Annotated in this window: 17 protein-coding genes; 2 read left to right on the forward strand and 15 right to left on the reverse strand. The window is 46.3% G+C overall.

From position 1 onward, the window contains the following. Positions 1-318: 318 nt before the first annotated feature. The 15 genes from lysS to BMW43_RS07535 form a co-directional block, all read right to left on the reverse strand. Positions 319-1,815 (reverse strand): lysine--tRNA ligase, encoded by a 1,497-nt coding sequence (gene lysS / locus BMW43_RS07465; protein ID WP_091745350.1) that lies wholly within the window; start codon positions 1,813-1,815, stop codon positions 319-321. Between the two features lie 56 nt (positions 1,816-1,871). Further along, positions 1,872-2,348 carry a transcription elongation factor GreA gene (gene greA, locus BMW43_RS07470; protein WP_091745352.1) on the reverse strand — a complete coding sequence of 159 codons (477 nt, stop codon included), beginning with the start codon at positions 2,346-2,348 and terminating at the stop codon, positions 1,872-1,874. A gap of 217 nt (positions 2,349-2,565) precedes the next feature. Continuing rightward, positions 2,566-3,660: a shikimate dehydrogenase gene (locus BMW43_RS07475; protein WP_091745355.1), complete on the reverse strand. Its 1,095-nt coding sequence runs from the start codon at positions 3,658-3,660 to the stop codon at positions 2,566-2,568. A 150-nt stretch (positions 3,661-3,810) separates the two neighbouring features. After that, positions 3,811-4,713 (reverse strand): DUF8754 domain-containing protein, encoded by a 903-nt coding sequence (locus tag BMW43_RS07480; RefSeq protein WP_091745357.1) that lies wholly within the window; start codon positions 4,711-4,713, stop codon positions 3,811-3,813. 16 nt (positions 4,714-4,729) lie between these two features. Then, positions 4,730-5,248, reverse strand: a complete 519-nt coding sequence (locus tag BMW43_RS07485) for a transcriptional regulator (RefSeq protein WP_091745359.1) — start codon at positions 5,246-5,248, stop codon at positions 4,730-4,732. A 173-nt stretch (positions 5,249-5,421) separates the two neighbouring features. Next, a complete protein-coding gene (dusB, locus tag BMW43_RS07490; protein ID WP_091745361.1) occupies positions 5,422-6,378 on the reverse strand; it encodes a tRNA dihydrouridine synthase DusB in 957 nt (318 codons plus the stop codon). Positions 6,379-6,630: 252 nt separating this feature from the next. After that, a complete protein-coding gene (locus BMW43_RS07495) occupies positions 6,631-6,987 on the reverse strand; it encodes a PTS glucitol/sorbitol transporter subunit IIA (protein WP_091745362.1) in 357 nt (118 codons plus the stop codon). Positions 6,988-7,112: 125 nt separating this feature from the next. Continuing rightward, a complete protein-coding gene (gene srlE, locus BMW43_RS07500) occupies positions 7,113-8,090 on the reverse strand; it encodes a PTS glucitol/sorbitol transporter subunit IIB (protein WP_091745364.1) in 978 nt (325 codons plus the stop codon). A 69-nt stretch (positions 8,091-8,159) separates the two neighbouring features. Then, on the reverse strand, positions 8,160-8,690 hold the full coding sequence (gene srlA, locus BMW43_RS07505; RefSeq protein WP_091745366.1) for a PTS glucitol/sorbitol transporter subunit IIC: 531 nt from the start codon (positions 8,688-8,690) through the stop codon (positions 8,160-8,162). Positions 8,691-8,866: 176 nt separating this feature from the next. After that, positions 8,867-9,271 carry a transcriptional regulator GutM gene (locus tag BMW43_RS07510; protein WP_091745367.1) on the reverse strand — a complete coding sequence of 135 codons (405 nt, stop codon included), beginning with the start codon at positions 9,269-9,271 and terminating at the stop codon, positions 8,867-8,869. A gap of 41 nt (positions 9,272-9,312) precedes the next feature. Beyond that, complete coding sequence (locus tag BMW43_RS07515; RefSeq protein ID WP_091745369.1) at positions 9,313-10,275, reverse strand: sugar-binding transcriptional regulator; 963 nt, start codon at positions 10,273-10,275, stop codon at positions 9,313-9,315. A gap of 495 nt (positions 10,276-10,770) precedes the next feature. Then, positions 10,771-11,733 (reverse strand): sugar-binding transcriptional regulator, encoded by a 963-nt coding sequence (locus BMW43_RS07520; RefSeq protein ID WP_091745371.1) that lies wholly within the window; start codon positions 11,731-11,733, stop codon positions 10,771-10,773. A 408-nt stretch (positions 11,734-12,141) separates the two neighbouring features. Further along, positions 12,142-13,437 carry an NAD(P)H-dependent oxidoreductase gene (locus tag BMW43_RS07525; RefSeq protein ID WP_091745373.1) on the reverse strand — a complete coding sequence of 432 codons (1,296 nt, stop codon included), beginning with the start codon at positions 13,435-13,437 and terminating at the stop codon, positions 12,142-12,144. A gap of 572 nt (positions 13,438-14,009) precedes the next feature. Then, positions 14,010-14,774: a type III pantothenate kinase gene (locus BMW43_RS07530; protein WP_091745375.1), complete on the reverse strand. Its 765-nt coding sequence runs from the start codon at positions 14,772-14,774 to the stop codon at positions 14,010-14,012. A gap of 21 nt (positions 14,775-14,795) precedes the next feature. Next, on the reverse strand, positions 14,796-15,785 hold the full coding sequence (locus BMW43_RS07535) for a biotin--[acetyl-CoA-carboxylase] ligase (RefSeq protein ID WP_091745377.1): 990 nt from the start codon (positions 15,783-15,785) through the stop codon (positions 14,796-14,798). 254 nt (positions 15,786-16,039) lie between these two features. Between BMW43_RS07535 and BMW43_RS07540 the strand changes: the two genes are divergently transcribed. Beyond that, complete coding sequence (locus BMW43_RS07540) at positions 16,040-16,717, forward strand: response regulator transcription factor (RefSeq protein ID WP_091745379.1); 678 nt, start codon at positions 16,040-16,042, stop codon at positions 16,715-16,717. Continuing rightward, entirely contained in the window at positions 16,714-18,120 is a 1,407-nt protein-coding gene (locus BMW43_RS07545) for a sensor histidine kinase (RefSeq protein ID WP_091745381.1), read from the forward strand. Before BMW43_RS07540 ends, BMW43_RS07545 begins: the two co-directional genes overlap by 4 nt. The last annotated feature ends 52 nt before the right edge of the window (positions 18,121-18,172 follow it).

An 18,172-nucleotide genomic window follows, 5' to 3' on the forward strand; every position in this document is an offset into this window, starting at 1 on the left:
GATACGAGTCCGCACATCTGGCATATTGTTTATACCTTACATTGTTCAGTTTTCAGAGAACACCGGACTGCGTTGCCGCAGTTCCTGTTGACCGCCGCCTTGCGACAGCTTTTATATACTATCACATCGGCTTTTGCCTGTCAACCTGTTTTTTTGTTTAACTAGCATCGCTCGTTCCAGCGACTTTTTATATGATAGCATATTACAAATTGTTTGTCCATATATTTTCCCGGATTTTGTCGGTAATTCATGCCGATGGTTTTCGGCAGACTCTTAGTTATAAGCATAAAAAAGTGAGCCCAAGGGCTCACTTTTCATTTATTCCCTATGTCTCATATGCGGGAACAACAAAACATCCCGGATAGAGTAACTGTCAGTCAGGAACATCACCAACCGGTCAATGCCAATTCCCAACCCGCCTGTCGGCGGCAAGCCGAATTCCAAAGCAGTCACATAATCTTCATCCATCATATGCGCTTCATCGTCACCGGACTCTCTTTGTGCCACCTGTTCCAGGAAACGGCCCTTTTGGTCGATAGGATCATTTAATTCCGAGAATCCATTGGCAATTTCACGGGCAAAGATAAAGGCCTCGAAACGATCGGTTATATCGGGGTTGTCCTTATTCCGTTTAGCCAAAGGCGAAATTTCAGTCGGATGTCCGGTAATAAAGGTAGGCTGAATCAGATGTTCTTCGGCAACTTCCTCAAACACATGATTTAAAATTCCACCAATACCGTCTTTCGCTTCATATTTCACACCTAATTGATCCGCTAGAGCTCTCGCTTCTTCGATTGTTTTGACTGAGTCAAAATCGACACCGGCAAATTTCTTAATGGCTTCCGGCATCGTCATCCGGTTCCAAGGCGGCGTTAAATCAATTTCCTGCCCTTGATAAGTAATCTTCGTTGTGCCAAGCACTTCTTTTGCCACGGAAGAAATCAATTCCTCGGTAAGCTTCATAACATCTTCATGGTCAGCATAGGCCTGATAAAGTTCCACCATAGTAAACTCAGGGTTATGTTTAATGGAAATGCCTTCATTCCGGAACATGCGGCCAAGCTCATAGACTTTTTCAAAACCGCCGACAATCAGACGTTTTAAATAAAGCTCCGGCGCAATCCGCATATATAGCTTCATATCCAGCGCGTTATGGTGGGTGATGAACGGACGGGCTGCCGCACCGCCGGCAATGGGATGCATCATCGGGGTTTCCACTTCCAGGAAGTCTTTTGCATCAAGGAAACACCGTAAAGCCCGGATAATTTTGCTGCGAGTCACAAAAGTCTGCCGTACTTCGGGGTTTACAATCAGATCCAAATATCTCTGCCGGTAGCGCATTTCCACATCTTTGAGTCCATGCCACTTTTCCGGCAGCGGTCGCAACGATTTCGACAGAATTTCAAAGTTGCTGATCTTAAGACTGATTTCGCCACGTTGCGTTCTGAATACCGTTCCCTCAACTCCTAAAATATCACCGATATCCAGCAGATGTATCTTCCGGTATTCCTCTTCACCTATCGCATCCTGACGAAAATACAATTGTATCTTGCCGCTCATGTCCATGAGATGGGCAAAACAGGTTTTTCCGTGTCCGCGGACAGACATAATACGCCCGGCGAGTTTAGCCGTTTGACCTTCCAACGTTTCAAAGTTTTCTAAAACCTCGGCCGCATGATGTGTAAAATTGTACTTACGGCCAAAAGGTTCAATGTCCATTGCTTCAATAGCTGTCAACTTTTCACGGCGGGCCCGCATTAATTCATTTAAACCGGTTGTTTCTTCCTGTGGTGTTACTTGTTCATTGTCTGACATTTGCACTTTCTCCCCCAACGATACTGCTTGTTGCGTTTACAGGTATTTTAATTGTATTAACGTTTAATATCCAGAATTTCATATTTTAATATTCCCGCCGGGACATTTACTTCCACGATGCTGCCTACCTTTTGACCTAGAATAGCTGCTCCGACAGGCGATTCGTTAGAAATTTTAGACTCAGTCGGATCAGCCTCCGCCGAACCAACGATGGTATATTCCAATTCATCGGAAAACTCCAAATCCTTTAAGCGAACGGTCGCACCAACTGCAACAACATCAGTACTGATTTCTCCTTCATCAATAACCTGAGCATTGCGTAAGGTTTTTTCCAGGGTAAGGATTTCACCTTCAATAAAGGCTTGTTCATTTTTCGCATCTTCATATTCCGAGTTTTCGCTGATATCGCCAAATTCTATGGCTTGCTTTATGCGCTCCGCTACCTCACGCCGTCTTACCGATTTTAAGTAGTCCAGCTTTTGTTCGGTCTTCTTTAATCCCTCTAACGTAAGGATAATCTGTTTTTCTGCCATAAGATGAGCTCTCCTTTATCCCTCTAAATTATACCTTATTAGAATTATGATAGAATCCGATTACTACATCATATTCTTATTTTTAATAAAATTGCCACGCGAAGCAAACAGACAATATAAATAGTGCCAAGTTACACTTGACACTTGCAACAGGCTGATGAATACCCCGCTATCATGCATTCATTATAGGCATTAAAGCTTATCTTGTCAATATTTTCTAAACGATTTCCCTCCTTAAAGCGGTACTTTTCCTTGCAGCATTTGTTTTTATTGCAGCTACCTCTTCCGGCCGCAAAGCGCGCTCAAAACTACGGAGCCCAGACAATTTGAACCCATGCTTTTTACCTAGTTGCTCTATTGTTTCCACCTGCCTGACGGTTAATTCACGTCCTAATGTAAAATTTTCGTATCTTTTTTCCAGAGCCAGGATCATCGTTTCCGCCATGCAGGCGTAGGCGGTGCCGGCCGGAAAACCAAAATGCATGCCGAAATCCACCTGTCCCGGTACTTCAACAATACCGCCTTCAATGACCAAAATGTCGTCTCTCAGTTCTGCCACCTTTCTGGACACATTGCGCGGTCTGGCCACATCACACACGATAGCTCCCGGTTTCAGGTCTTCCGCCTCAATAATACTATCTACCGCACTGGTTACGGCAATAATGATGTCCGCCGTTTTTAATGCAGCTTTTGTATTGGACGTTACCCGCACAGCCAATCCTGTATGACGCATAATTTGTCCGGCCAGCCATTCCAGCTTCGTTCCGTTGCGAGCGGCCAGTGTCAAGAAACGGACCTCTTTGGCCAAAATTTGCGCACAGGCTGCACCAATCGAACCGGTTGCCCCGAGTATTAAAATATTAGCCTCCTCCAGCTTTATATCCATGATAGCGGCAGCCTGCCGTATTCCCTCAATAGCCGTGGCCACCGTATAGCTATTGCCTGTGGTAACGGCAATATTTAGATGATCGGCAACGGTGATTCCCGCATCACCGACAATAGAGGTAAACGCTCCCAGGCCAACCACGTTTGCCCCCAGCTTTTCCGCGATCTTGCCAGCCTTGATTATCTTGTTCAGCACATATTTCTCCGGCAGCTCCAGCATTTGCCGCGATGTCAACGGGCAGCCGATAAACCAGCCCTCCGCTTCATTGCAGGGTGATTGTATCCCGGTTATAGTGGAAACCTTAAAGGGAGGAACATATTTAATCAAGGTCTCTACGAACGGATCGGGCAAATCCTTAACTACGGGAAACTTCCGGCTTACATCTTTCGCCGTAAGAGGATGAAGGATAAATGCAAACTTTTCCATACCGATTCCACTCCTTTCTATTAGACCTCTCCTGCAGTTAAACGCGAGTAGATGAACGAGGATTTTTTCGTCCAGTATTGGCGGGTTCTGGCACCAACGTTGGCCGGAAAAAAGACCGCTTAGCGTCTCGATTTAATTGTTGAATAAGGTCTATCCCCAGCACTCGATCCGGGGCCTTATATCCAGCTCGGTTAACCACCGTTCATAATCCCGTCCGGTAAGTTCTTCCGGCCGTTTGCCCGCTAAGGCAACAAGCACTCCTTCCAGCACATTCGTACCACAAGACCGTCCGCTCATCCATGGTGTAGTCGTTATCAGCGTCTTCACACCGCGTTCTTTGAGCAGCGCCATATCCTGGGCGGTAACGGTATTGGTGATAATGCTCTTGCCTGCCAAGCTATCCGGCATATACCGCCTGATATAATGAAAATCACCGGCAATAACCGCCGCTTCACGAAAGTAACTGCCAAACCGGGGGGTTGCCTGTTGTTGACTTAATCCGGTGGGATAGAAAAACCGGACGGGGAGCCGGGTAATTACAGGAGCCAGGCAACGCGCCAGCCTTGCCAGGCCGGTCAAGGTATGTAGCGGCAACGGCAAACCCACACCGAACAGTAAATCGCCAAAAACCAGCTTACTGCCCCGTTCCGTCAAGGCCTCGGCCATGCCAAAGCGATCTACCGCACAGACCAGCAGCACTGGCGTATCCTGGAATTGTACAATGCGCTGATCATCCAGAAATTGAATGACCCGCCGTTCCAAAGTATTTTTAAGACCACTGCCATCGACGACCGGCGTTTTCCTGGCTACTCCTGCCAACCGGGCACTTTCGCGAAAGGTGTACCGCTTTCCACCGGCATAAATGTAAAGATCAGTTCCGCCCAGACCAAAAGCATCTACCTGCCCATCCAGTTGACGGATCAGTTGCATGGCCTTCTTTATACTTCCGTCTGTGCCTATACGGGAAATAGCAACCGGTTGACCGCCGATTGTTTCGACGGAATGGTGATCGCGTTCTGACGCTCCCAGGCTAATACTGACAATGCGTTTCACCCAGAAAACCCTCCTGCTATAAAAGCTGCTCCATAATGGTGCGTACCTTTGCCGGGTCTACATATTCGTCGGCCACCAACGGCGATTCGCCAATTTTAATGGCGACAATCTCCTTGTCAAGCAAGGCGCCAAATAGCGCGACTCTCTTATCGGAGCCAATGACAATCACCGTTTCATAGGTCCGCAATTGGGAAAGAATGCGGATCAAATCGTTGAATAATTCCAGCCCTGACCTTTGCCTGATAAATTCCTGCCGGCCCTGCTCCGATAGCACCAGACAGTAATCAATACCGGTTTGCCTGGCAATAGCATCAATTTCATCGCAGTTTTTTATCGGAAACCCGATAATGGCCACCTTACCGCCTTTCCGGATTTCTCCCAGCGTTTCCAGTTTAGAGATGACCGTACGGTCCAGTCCGAAAGCTTCGGACGTTTCCATCTGAGAGTAGCCCCGGGAACGCATAAGCATAATATTGTCCAGTATTTGGTGGATTTTATACAAATTGATGACTTTAGCTCCGATGCGCAACAACATACGCTCGTCCTTTCCCTGCCAAGTGCCAATATGATCAGGAAACTACCTATAGTATATGTACACAATACGGTGCACATACGCCTGGAAACCAACTATTTGCAAACAAAAAAGGGTATAAAAAAACAGAGCCGCAGCTCTGTTAAACATCAAATATTACCTATGACACTGACGTCTTAAGAAAAGTAACGCTTTACCGTATCAATGAAATCCTGCCTGGATTCGGCTTGATTGAATCTTAGCCTCATTTCATTGGAATGGGGCAAACCCTTTGTATACCAGGCAGCATGGCGGCGCATTTCACGAATACCGACATATTCGCCTTTGTAATAAAGCAGCATATCCAGATGGCGAAACAAAACATCCATACGTTCGGCCATGCCAGGCGGCGGCAACAATTCTCCTGCCGCCAGATAGTGCGTAATTTGACGGAAAATCCAGGGATTCCCCTGAGCGGCCCGGCCTACCATTACCGCGTCGCAGGCGGTTTCTTCCATCATTCTTGCCGCATCCTGCGGCGTCCTGACATCACCATTGCCAATGACCGGAATGGTCACGCTCTCTTTCACTTTTTTTATAATACTCCAGTCAGCCTGACCGGCGTAAAACTGCTCCCGGGTACGTCCATGCACCGCGATTGCGCTAATACCGGCCTTTTCGGCCAGCAGGGCCATTTCCACAGCGTTTACCGAGTCGTCATCCCAGCCTTTGCGGATTTTAACAGTTACCGGTTTGTGAGCTGCTTCCGTTACACTGGCCATAATGCGGTAAGCTAATTCCGGTTGCTTCATCAGCGCCGAGCCTTCACCGTTTTTTACAATCTTAGGTGTAGGGCACCCCATGTTGATATCAATAATATCAACCCCGGCTTGTTCTACGATTTTAGCAGCTTCGGCCATCCCGTCCGGATCGGAGCCAAACAACTGAACGGCTACCGGCCGCTCCCGGTCCTCGCTTTGCATAATGCTTTCCGTATTGGTGTTTTTGTATAGTAAGCCCTTGTTGCTGACCATTTCGGAATATACCAGGCCGCAGCCCATTTCCTTGGCCAGCAGTCGAAAGGGTAAATCGGTTACACCAGCCATCGGCGCCAGAATAACCGGATTTTTCAGTATTATGTTTCCAATCTGCATATCCTTATTGCTCCCCGCTTAATCAGATGAACTTATTATATAGTGTCCCTCCATTTAGCGCAAATCAGACCGGTAAGAAACTATCTGTGCGATAGGGAACCACTGATTTATTCACATAACACAGCCAGCCGGAAAAATCTCTCGCCAGGCTGGCAGGCTCATTAAATCAGCGGTTCCCTAGAAACAAAAAAGTTTCATTATATATACAGCATTGTATATATAATGAAACTTTTATACTGCTATATGACCTGATTATTCGATGGTAATCTTATCGCCAACCGTAATTTCAGGTTTATTTTCACCTTTTAATTCAATTTGACCCGGCAGTTCCACTTCGGAATGTCCGGAAAATTTGAATGTGCAATGACCCAGTTCGCTCAATGTTTTCGGTGCTTCGTCACCGATAGCAGTAATGATGTACTCATGTTTCCCCATCGTTACTTTGTCGCCCACGGCAAGAGGACTCTTAATTTCGCCTGGCGTATGCATAAGCGATATTTCTTCCAGTTCAGTTAAAGGACATTTATCAAAAATAATCAAACAGCCGGTATCCTTCAATAATTCGAAGGCAGCATCTCCAACACTGGTAACAGTAACTTCGTATTTCATTTTTACTTTTCCTCTCATTTCTTAGCACAAAGAATGTAAAGTTAATGAGTGACAAGCAACAGTAGCGTGGCCCGCCCTCATTAACCTTACAAATCTTATATACTATATTGTTTTTATGATGTGACTTAGAACAACCCGATTCCCATGAAGTATGCAATTACTACGGATGCCGGGCCAGTGATAAGCCGTGTCATCAGAATAACCGGTACACCGATTTCAATAGTTTGCGGTTCAGCTTCAGCCAAGCTCAAACCAACCGGATGGAAGTCGCAACCAACCTGCGGGTTGATGGCAAACAGAGCAGGCAGTGCAAAGGAAGGAGGAATATGGCCAGCGCCAATTTCCACACCAAGCAACACGCCAACTACCTGAGCGATAACGGCGCCTGGTCCAAGCATCGGTGACAGCACCGGCAGGGAGCACACAACAGATATGGCCAGCAAACCGGGGATACTGCCGGCATACGGCGATACGAAATTAGCAATGATATTACCAATCCCGGATTGTAAGATAATACCGATAATCATACTTACAAATGCCATGAAAGGCAGAATGCTCTTAATACAAATATCAATGGTGTTACGACCGGCCTGGAAGAATACACCCACTACCTTACCGGCTGCTTTACCGAATCTGGCAAGGAAGTTGCTCTTTTCTTCCGGTTGAGGTTGTGCCGGTCTTGCAGCGGCGGCCGGTTTAGCGGCGGCCGGAGCTGCGCTCGGTACCGGAGCGGAACCGTCAAACATCGTAATGTTCTCTTCTTTAACATCCGATACATAAATATCTTCGGTAATGAATTGAGCCAGAGGACCGGTTTTACCTACAGGCAAAACATTAACGGTAGGAACACGTTTTTTCGGATATACACCGCAGCGAGCCGTACCGCCGCAGTCAACAACAACAACTGCGATTTGATCATCAGGAACACCGGTTTTAAAACCGTCTACCAGTTCGCAGCCAGTCATTTCAGCCAGTCTCAGAGCAATCGGATGAAAACCGCCGCCGGTAACGCAGACAACTTTGTTCTTTTGTTCGGTCGGTTGTATCACTAATGGTCCGCCAAAGCCGGCAGAGCCTCTTTCAATTTTTACTTTATTAAACATCGCTTCATGCCTCCTAAAGATTTTAGATATTTATCAGGCTAACCCAAAAATTCTTATTAAAACTTGTGATTAGTCTACGCTGATTCCATTTTTACGGAACATGTAAAGGGTTGCTTTTTCGGTAATAATGCCGCGCATTAAGATAACGATAACGCCTGTGATAAAGTATCTAACTGCCAGTTCGCCAAGAGGAAGGCCCAGAGTAGTGATGCCTTGCGAAATACCCATCCAAACGAATAATTCAGCCGAGTTTGCATGCGGGAAAAGTCCAGTGATCGGATGAACGAAGGAAATTGATGCATCCTGGAAAGCCGGTTTATATTTTTCCGGCAGGAAACGACCAAAACTGTAGCAAATCGGATTAGTTAGGAAAAATACCGCAATAACAGGGAATATGGTGTAACGCAGGATAATGTTGCCGGTACACATCTTAGCTATATTGTTTACTTTCTCTTCACCCACCAAACCAATCAGTGAGTTTACTGCCGTAATAAGAACAACAAGAGTGGGGATAATGCCTGTAACTAAGCCTGCAAAAACTGTACCGCCTTTTTGGAACAATGCGATAAAACCTGTCGCTAAATGTGCTAATAGATCCATGAACTTATACCTCCTTATAATTTGCACTGCCAGACTAATTCCACCGTAACCGTTCAGTCCCCCCGGACGCTTGCCGCTCCCCTCCCTTCGTGGGATTTGTAAACTGCTATATAAAATATAAGCCTATATTCTATATACTTTGTTAATGAAACCACCAGTTAGCTCTGCTCCTGTTCTTACGCCAGGCACTCGGCCGCTGCTTCGGTTTCCTCAGCCTTATTGAGCTGCCTTTCGATTTGTTCGATAGCTTCCAGCATAGCAACATCCCGTTTTTTATCCGGCTCAGCCAGTACTCTTTCTTTTAGCCGGGCAACGTTACAGCCTTTTACACCGGGTAGTTCCTTGAAGCGAGCCAGCACGCTAAATCCTTTCATCATGCGGCCTTCCACAACATCACCGTCCTCGTCGGTAACCAATACCACAATATTACCGGCCGTCAGTTTCCGTTTTTTACTGCCCATACCGACAAGCCCTTTCTGTCTGGACTCGGCCAGTGTCTTTCTCAGGTTTTTTATTTGGAAGTAAGTTAATAACATTTGCAGAGAATACATGACGAAAAGAAACAACATGAACCTTTCCATTGCCAGTCCCCTTCCTTATATCTTAATATTTAACTTAATATTTAACGTTGCTCGGCATAATCGCTGATGGCCGTCGCACTGCTATAATTTGTTACCAGCACATTAATTAATTTGCTATGCAGTGCGCCAATGATCGCCATGACTTTTTTCTCACCACAGGCTACGCCAATCATTGTTTCAATCCGTTTCAACGCTTCCATTTCGATGCCGACTACCCGTTTATTGAATTCAAACCGGTCAGTATTGCCTTCAATATCATAAAACCGCAGGCAAATATCGCCAATCGCTCCGGCCTTATCCAAATTGCTGGTATCATAGAGATTGAAGTAACCGCTGCTCATCATCGATGAGGCCGGGTCGGTAGGCGAACCGACGCCGACTAATCCTATATTGCATAATTTCGCATAATCCAATACTTCTTTGATACTGGTTTCTTTTAGAATTTCTTTTCTAATATTCTCGTTGCTGACCACTGCAGGGGCGTGCAATAACTTGAAGCTTCCGCCAAAGGCCCGGGCCAGATCGGTTATGATTTCATTGGGATGAATTTCTCGCTGTGACTGACCAACACCGCCGATAAACGGAACAAAGGTCAGATTTAATTTCCCCGGATTAGCGATATAATTGGCAATGCATTTCACCGTATTACCCATAGACACGCCGATGGTGTTTCCCGGCTTTACAATCCGCATCAAATACTCGGCAGCCGCTTTGGCAACCTGTATGGTCTGCAGCCGGTCATCTGCTTCATCTTCGACGATAATAACTTCTTTCATGCCAAATAACTTTTCAATTTTTCTTTCCAGCGATTCAAAGTTATTGCGTAATGGATTGATAATTTCGATTCTGACAATTCCGGTTTCTTTTCCCTCTTTCAACAGTCGAGACACTGTAGGCCGGGAAACTCCTAAAATGCTAGCAATTTCATTTTGTGTATAGTTTTCTTCATAATACAATTTACAGCATTTTACTATCAGCCGGCTGTCATCCACAATTTTTTGCATGTTCTACAGTTCTCCTCTTTATTGATTGAAACCGAACATTTTTACATTTGTTCTTTACTTATTCTTTTGTTTGAACTTATTATAATTTAAGTTTTTAAAATAGTCAATTAATTTTTTGATAATTTTCTGCTATTTTTCAAATGACAAATTAAATTTTCAATAAATTCAGTTTATGCCAGGGCTTATCAGTGAATTATTATTGCCTTTACCACTTAAAACTAGCCGTTATTCTTCTACTTTTTATAATTCAACCGGTAATTTTCTGTCGAAAATTCTCCTTTTCGTTACTTAATTGAATTTTCTCAATTTTCAATCTCGCTTAGCAGAAATCATTCCAATATTCTTCTAAACAGATTACTTTTTTACATTTTCTCTATTTTTTTATAATTGATAACTTTTGTTCAGTTGTATTTTATTCTAACGCCAAGGTTGCAACAAACAAAAAAAGTACCGGAACGAAGTTTTCACTCCGCCGGTACTCATCAACTCTTTATATCAATTTTCTTCTTTAAACGCAGCAATCTTCAAGGCATTACTGTAATTTGTCACCAATACATTGATCAGTTTGCTATTTAAGGCTCCGATAATTGCCATAACCTTGTTTTCGCCACAGGCCACACCAATCATAATTTCAATTTTCTTCAAATCCTCCAGTTCAATACCAACAACCCGTTTATTAAAGTCAAACTGTTCGGTATGACCGTGGATGTCATAAAAGCGCAGACAAACATCGCCAATCGCACCGGCCTTCTGCAAATTACTCGTATCGTTCAGATTAAAATAGCCGCTGCCCATAATGGTTGACGCCGGATCGGTAGGCGATCCGATACCCACCAGACCGATATTACACAGTTTGGTATGGTCCAGCACTTCTTTTATACTCTGTTCTTTGAGAATCTCTTTCTTGATGTTTTCATTGCTGACAACCGCCGGGGCATGGAGCAGTTTAAAATTACCGCCGAACGATTTAGCCAGTTCAGTGATAATTTCATTAGGATGAATTTCCCGCTGCGATTGTCCGACACCGCCAACCAGCGGCACAAAGGTCAAATTCAGGTTCCCCTGAATATCAATGTATTTTGCGACAGCTTTAACCATCGTTCCCATGGAAACACCGATCGTATTTCCCGGTTTCACAATGCGCATCAGATAGCTGGCCGCCGCCTTGGCTGCGTTCTTAGTCTGGAGACTAACGTCCGCTTCGTCTTCAACAATAATAACTTCTTTAAGACCGTATAATTGCTCCACACGCCGTTCCAGCGATTCAAAATTGTCCTGCAGAGGATTGACAATCTCAATCCGGACAACTCCCGATTCTTTACCCTCTTTCAACAACCGCGACACCGTAGGGCGTGAAATCTCCAACAGCTTAGCAATTTCATTTTGCGTATAGTTTTCTTCATAGTACAGTTTGCAGCACTTCACAACCAACCGGCTACCATCAATAATCTTGGGCATCCTGTTACCCCCCTACAACCTTGCCACTCGCACAGGTCTATTGGCCGGCGCACCTGACTCCACCGGCAGTCCGTCCTGATTCTTTTAATCAGAATTTATTTTCATAGTTACGCTTATTATAGTGTAGTCCTGCCAAATAGTCAACGTTTCGCCTGTTCTCTCAACTTAGCCCGCTTTTTTAAGCTTTTTCTTCTAGTGCCTCATCCGGCGGGAAGATGTAGTCATGTCATCGAGAATTTTGCCGTCAGGCAAGCCGACGACAACGAAGCATGACGGCAAAAAGGCCGGTAATCTACTACAGATTTCTGCCGGATGAGGCACTAGTACTTTTGCCAAAAAGGCTGTGAATAACTTATAAAGTAAGTTACCACAGCCTTTTCCAGTACAAGACCTTTGCTTAAGCAGCAATTATTTGTTATACATGGCGTCCTGTTCTTTACGGAGTTTGTAAATCAAGGTAGACTGATCCAATTCGACCATATCTAAAGTCAATAACTGGCCTTTCTTGGCGTCTTTCAGCATGCGGGCCTTTTTCGTAACCAAGCCGTAAGGTACATAGCCTTTAGCGTCAGATTCCTGAGCTGTGGCAATAGAACCATAGGTGGTATAGCCACCGATTCCGTCGATATATTGACCGGCTTTCAAATCGGTTTTAGCCACAGTAATACACTCACTAACCAGACCGTCAATCGGCACAATGGTGGATTCGCCGTCAATAACCGCTTTGGCCACTGTCAGCGGCGTTTCCAGGTTGCACAAGTGATACGGACGATATAAAATCCACAACGGACCGTTACCCATGCTATGATAACGCATCTGATAAGCAATTTCCTCATTTTCCGTAGATACGGCGACAAATACGCCCGGCGCAATGCCGTTTACATATTCAACAACACCGTGTTTATTCAAAATACCGCCGTCTTCTTTCAATCTGAATAAGTCAGGCAGCTCTTTAAGTCCGGCAGCAATTCCATGCCCACCAATTACATCAGGTATCAGTCCGGTAGCATTAGACATAGCTGTCATTTCTACCATGGTTTTGGTGCCGTCTTTGAAAGAACAAAGCATTTTAGGACTCATTTTGCGACGGGTTGCTTCTTCCAGAACGGTATCAGGGTTGCAGTCATAGTCCAGCTTATTATTTTTGCCTTTCCCCATGACTTTGACATCCATACCCATTGCCTTAGCAAAACAGTATAGTTCCATAACGGCACCCGGTTCGTCACCGGCCGAACCGGTATAAATAACGCCATGTTCAGCTGCAAACTTTTTGAGGTAAGGTCCGATAACAACGTCGGTCTCTACATTAAGCATAACAACATGCTTACCATTTTTCATGGCGTCAGTTGCCACTTTGGCGCCTACGTCAGGAACCCCTGTGGCATCAATAGCACACTCAACCAGATTAGCCTGAGAAACCAGGTCGGCATTGGCTGTTGCCACATATTTTCCTGCTTCAATCCATTTATTGGCATCAGACAACGTATCAACAATAGCGATTTGATCATCCTTAACACCGGCATAATGGAAAGCATGCACGGCATTTTCCACATTAATATCGGATACAATGGCAGGCGTAATCCCCTGCATGAGCACCATCTGCGTCACCATACCCCGGCCCATCTGTCCCGCGCCAACGATCCCGGTGCGAATCATTTTGCCTTCTTGCTGACGTTTTATTAACTTTTTATCCATGTTTAGCATAAGACAATCCCCTTTAATCTTTTTATTTAAACTTCCCGACAAGTCCATTAGCGGACTGTCTACTCTGAAATCATAATTGTTTCACGGGCCTTTTTCCACATGACTTCGTTGTCGTCAGCTTACATATGTTTGATATGTGCGCCTCTTTCGCCTCGCCTTGCGAAAATATTCCCGCTAATTCTTTTACGCTTTCAAAGTACACAGTCCACTAGGATTTGTCGAAAGTTCAACGACTTTTTAATTTTACATTTGTTCTAACATTAAAATTATGTCCACCTTTATTATAGTGTAAGATTTTTAAATAGTCAATAAAATTAAAACTAACTTTCTCTTAAATTTTAGATTTATCACCAACTCATTCTAAGAAACTCCGTTGCTTAGTTTATTCATTTATTTTTTACAAATGTTTTTTATAAAATCATTTATAAAAAACATTTCTTCTTTTTCTTTGTTAATGTATGATGTCCAAAAAGACAGGAAGAAATTTATCCTGCAAAAAAAATACAAGCCGGCAAAGTAGTCTCCTACCTTGCCGGCTTGTACCCCATTTACACTGTTCACTCGGGTTCATATTAAGAATTCCGTTCATAAAGAATACGCAGGCCTTCCAGCGTCAGAAAATGTTCAACCACCTGAATACTGGTCGATTCCTGGGCGATCAGGTTAGCCAAACCGCCGGTAGCGACGACATAGGCGTCCTGTCCCATTTCACCCCTCATCCGGCGGACGATCTCATCCACCTGTCCGGCAAAGCCGAAGATAATGCCCGATTGCATACTGGCCACCGTATTGCGGCAAATAACGCTTTTCGGTTTAACCAGTTCAATGCGCGGCAGCTTGGCCGCCCGTTGAAAAAGCGCCTCGGTGGAAATTCCGATACCCGGCGCAATGGCGCCGCCGAGATAATCGCCATTTTCCGCAATAGCACAAAATGTCGTGGCCGTACCAAAATCGACGATAATCAGCGGTCCGCCAAATTTAGCATGGGCCGCTACAGCATTGACAATTCGATCGGCTCCCACTTCCCGTGGATTTTCATAGCGAATGCAAATGCCTGTCTTAATCCCAGGTCCAACTACCAGTGGTTCAACTTTGAAGTAGCGCTGGCACATTTTGATAATCGGCACGACCAGCGGCGGCACGACCGAGGAGATCATGATGGCATGCACCTCGCTGATGCTGCGTCCGGCAAAACTAAATAGATTGTGAATCAACATACCGTATTCATCGCCGGTTTTCTGACGGTCGGTCGAAATACGCCAGTGATGAAGCAATTCCTTACCATCATAGAGACCTAACACAATATTGCTGTTTCCGATATCAAATACCAAAAGCATATATATCCTCCAACATTCTCTTTATTTACTCTTTTCCGTCACTGCCGGCCGGATGGAGACATCGCCGGCAATGACCGTTTCCAGCGATCCGGCCGTCTGTACCAGCAAAGCTCCTGATGCATCAATATCCACCGCCAGTCCGCTAAATTGCTTGTCCGGTCCGACAACCTGCACGGTTTGTCCCAGCGTAACCGACAACCGGCGCCACTCTTTTAGAATGCCGTCAAATCCGCTCCGGCTTACCTCCAGATAGACCGTTTCCAGTTCGGCCAATATTTCCTTCAATACCGTTTTACGGCAAAAAGGCCGGCCGGCGGCCTCCGCCAGCGAAGTGGCAATACCGGCTAGTTCTGACGGAAACTCGTCAGCCGCGATATTCACGTTAGTGCCCATGCCGAGTACAACATAGTTGATCGCGTCCATTTCCGCGCTCATTTCGGTCAAAATACCCACTATTTTTTTTCCGTTATATAAAATATCATTAGGCCACTTGATACCACAGAGAACGCCGGTCGTCCGCCGAATAGCCCTGGTGAGCGCCACGGCAGTCATCAATGTACATTTAGGAGCATCATAGGGCTGAAAGGGCGGCCGCAAAACAATCGACAGCCAGATCCCCTTGCCTCTGGGGGAAAACCACCCCCGCGCCAGTCGTCCCCGTCCGGTGCACTGGGCTTCCGCCAGCACCAGCGTGCCTTCCGGACAGCCTGCCGCCGCCAGTTTTTTCGCCTCATTGCTGGTGGAGTCAACACTGTCAAACCAGTAGATCTCTTTGCCCAGCACCTGAGTAGACAAGTCATTTTTTATCTCATCCGGCAGCAGCAAATCCGGTACTTCACTCAGACAATAACCCCGCCGGGGATGTGCTTCAATCAAATAGCCGTCCTGTTTTAGCGCCCGGATATGTTTCCAGATCGCCGTACGGGACACTGCTAACTGCCGGGAAATCTCCTCACCCGAGACATACTCTCCCTGATTTTTTCTTAATACACTGAGAATGCTGGAACGCATAATCACCCCTCCTTACCCACCGCCTGCCCGGTTAATCGCAGGCCGGCTACTTCCATAACCGTTCAGGCAGCCTTCTTTCCATTTTTTTCAAGAAGGTGTGGTAAAACCCGAGCGCGAAGAATAGTATTATTAATTCCCTTCTATAAAAAAGAGGAATCGTTGATTTAGTGTTTTCCAAGAACAGTTTACTCTAAAAGAACATACAAAGCTATGATAGCATGTTTATCGATACTGAACAATACGGAGGATCAACAATGTCTTTAAAAATTTTGATTGCCGACGACGAAATAAATATTTGCGAAGTAGTGCAGTTATATTTGGAAAAGGAAGGCTTTACCGTGTATACGGCTACCAACGGCGAACAGGCTATGGCGATTGAAACGACCGAAAAACCTGATTTGTTGCTGTTGGACATTATGCTGCCCAAATTATCCGGCTGGGATATCTGCCGCAGCATCGAACGTACGGTACCTGTCATCTTCCTAACCGCCCTGAGTGCCGAAAGCGATAAAATCACCGGCTTCTCCTTGGGAGCCGACGATTATATCACCAAGCCCTTTAGTCCCAGAGAGCTGGTAGCGCGGGTCAAGGCGGTCCTGCGGCGGAGCGGCCTTTTACAAACCAGCGGCAGCGCCCTTGAGTTTCCCGGTCTTTTGATCAACGCCACGACGCAAACCGTCGAAGTGGACAGTCAATCAGTCACATTGACCCCGAAAGAATTTGAGTTGCTCTCGTTTATCACCCGCCATCCCAAAATCGTTTTTTCCCGCGAACAGCTATTGACCAATGTCTGGGGATATGATTTTCAGGGTGATGATCGCACGGTGGATGCCACCATTAAACGGTTACGGCAAAAAATCACTCATGCCCACTATGCTTACGTGCATACCGTCTGGGGAACAGGTTACAAGTTCGAGGTGACTGCAAAATGATGCGCTCCATTTTCGGCAAACTGCTGATCTCCCATATTGTGGTGATCATGATCAGTTCATTGGCGCTCAGTCTATTGATGTCCTACCTGGTCCGCGGGCACTTTATCGACAACAAACGTCGCGAACTGCTGCAAAAAGGGGAAGCCACTGTCATCCTGCTCTCCCCCTCCCTATATAGCGGCCGCCTGCCCAGCGATATTACCATGAATGTTATGAGCAATCTGGCCGGCGCGACTATCTGGCTGATGGACGAGCAGGGCTCTATTATCGCCGGCACACCGCCGGAGCATTGGGATCGCGGCGGCTTCTTTGAGACTGATCAGGAAATGATGGAGTTGTTTAACGGGACTCCCCAATCCTGGGTAAGCGAAACCAGAAATAACAGAGCTCCGGCCATCGTCGTAGCCGTTCCTATTCCTGACACCATTGTCCCCACCGCCCTCTTTTTATATGCGCCCATCCTCGGAGTAAATCGAAGTGCGGAGGGGTTGGTACGCCTCATGTTCTACTCGCTCTTAGTCGGCGCTTTTATTTCGGTTGCCTTAGGCTACATCACCTCCCGCAATCTGACCAGACCGATTGCCGACATCAGCCAAGCAGCCCGCAATTTTGCCAAAGGGGATTTCAACAGCCGCACAACCGCTACAGGAAATGACGAAATTGGTGGTCTGGGGCGGACCTTTAACAGCATGGCCGCTTCCCTGGCCCGGGCTGAACAAAATAGACGGGATTTTCTCGCCAATGTGTCTCATGAATTGAAAACTCCGGTGGCCTCGATTCAAGCCCTGGCCGAAACTATCCTGGACGGTCTGGCGGCCAAACCGGCTCAGCAGGAACGGTATCTGCAGACCATTGTCGGCGAATCCAACCGTATCAACCGTCTGATCCGCGAGCTTTTGGATATGGCGCAACTGGAAGCCGGTGAACTGTCAATTGTCCGGCAGAAACTCGATATAAGAGAGTTTTGGGAACAAGAACAGGATAAATACGTTTCGTTATTAGCCGCTAAGGCTCTATCATTGGAAGTGGATATCCCGGCAGGCCTTTCTCCAGTCTGGGCCGATCCAGACCGTCTTTCCCAGGTCCTGTCCAACCTGCTCTCCAATGCCATCCGCTATGCGCCGGAACAATCGACTTTGACACTGACCGCCCGCTCCGTCCCTCAATTTCTTTCCCTTGCGCTCACTGACCAGGGACCGGGTATTGCCCCTGCCGATCTGCCTCATATTTGGGAACGCTTCTACCGGGTCGATTCAGCCCGGGCCCGCGATTCCGGCGGCACTGGACTGGGCCTTTCGATAACCAAAAAACTGGTCGAGACTATGGGCGGCAGCATTACCGTCCACAGTGTGGTGAACGAGGGAAGCACGTTCTCCTTCACGCTTCCCGTCGCCAGCGAATAATACTGAACTCCCAGTAAAGCTTGAGGTCTTTGCGGTCTCTTTCCGTCACCGC

The sequence above is a fragment of the Propionispora vibrioides genome, from assembly GCF_900110485.1.
In the GTDB taxonomy this organism is placed as follows: Bacteria; Bacillota; Negativicutes; order Propionisporales; family Propionisporaceae; genus Propionispora; species Propionispora vibrioides.